1 protein-coding gene is annotated in these 1,263 nt (G+C 54.8%); it reads left to right on the plus strand.

What is annotated here, in order from left to right; genetic code table 11:
- Window positions 1-16: 16 nt before the first annotated feature.
- On the plus strand, window positions 17-1,263 hold a 1,247-nt coding region (locus tag ACFWPI_RS39475; protein WP_380425390.1), incomplete at its 3' end, for a hypothetical protein.

Below are 1,263 nucleotides of genomic sequence, written 5' to 3' on the forward strand. Positions count from 1 at the left end.
TGTGTGGAATGGGTTCGTGCTTGATGCCCAAGTGCTCAACGCCCAACCGGGAAAGTTGTATCAACTTAGTTATTACCAGAATGGCGCAGTCGTCGGCACGGCAGGCTATGGCGGGGTGATTCTCGAATTTGACGAATCGACGTATGCGACGGCGGCTGGGCAGGGGCGGTTCATCGTTAACTATAACGATGCCCTTCAGATGCCGATAGACCGCAGCCGCGGCATACAGCAGATTCGTCTTCGAGGAACTGACGGTGTAGAGGTCCAGCTTGTCGTAGATCCAGCAGGGTTGCCTCCAGACGGCACTCCGATCAATAGCAATACATTCCCAACACATCAGGCGTGGTCGTGGGTAATAGACCCAGCGCTATATATGGTGGTGAAGCCTGCGTGTCTAACATTGCGGAGAAATACCGTTCGCAGTGCAGGGAATGATTTCCTGAATAAAGCACTTTTGAATGTGCGTGTTATTGGCGCCCGTCCTGGGAAACTGTATGGGATCCGCTACTTTAAGAATGGGAGCACAGCCTTGAGCGGCCCGCCGGACGGCTGGGTCATTGAAGAGCAAGACGCTACTGAGTACGCCGCGTCTGAGTCCGCTCTGGTGGTTGTGAACTATACAGATCCAGCCCCTGATGTCCCTCGTGGCGGCGTACGTCTCCTGACTCTGGATAGTCAGGTGGTTGAAGGTTTGCGGTTTGTGGTGACATTAAACACTGACGAGCTACCTGTATACGGCACAGCCGTGCGCATGAACGGTCCCACTTGGCCAGGATACTCCTGGGCGATAGATCCGACGTGTTACTCCGTGCGTCCTGATGCTATAGGTTCGCGCCTGAACTGGCGTACCACGGCTGACAAACGAATGATTGTTACTTACCAAAGTGGAGATTACTGGTATCGGATGACGATCGGCCCCAATGGCCGGAATGCGCTGCCGAATGTTAGCGAAATTGCGATCGCTCCGCGTACTGGACGAGCAGCCGGCACCTTCACGGTTCTGTGGTCCAGCGTTACCGATTGGCTGCCGCCGCTTAGGGTTATGGCTCAGCAGAATGGCGTCCCATTACCGAATGGCCGTATATTCACGGGCGGTAACCACGGTAGTGATGGTAGCGGTGGAGGGGAGGCGACTGCAGCGAATATTATGTGGGACTGTATTGTTGACGGTTCGCCTATGCCGTGGACTGAGGCCTCAGGTGCTGCATCCCGAATCGAAATGCGCATTGCTAACGATGTCATGGCCGCAAATACAATTGCCAC

It is taken from the genome of Kitasatospora sp. NPDC058492, from assembly GCF_042720685.1.
Classification (GTDB): Bacteria; Actinomycetota; Actinomycetes; order Streptomycetales; family Streptomycetaceae; genus Kitasatospora.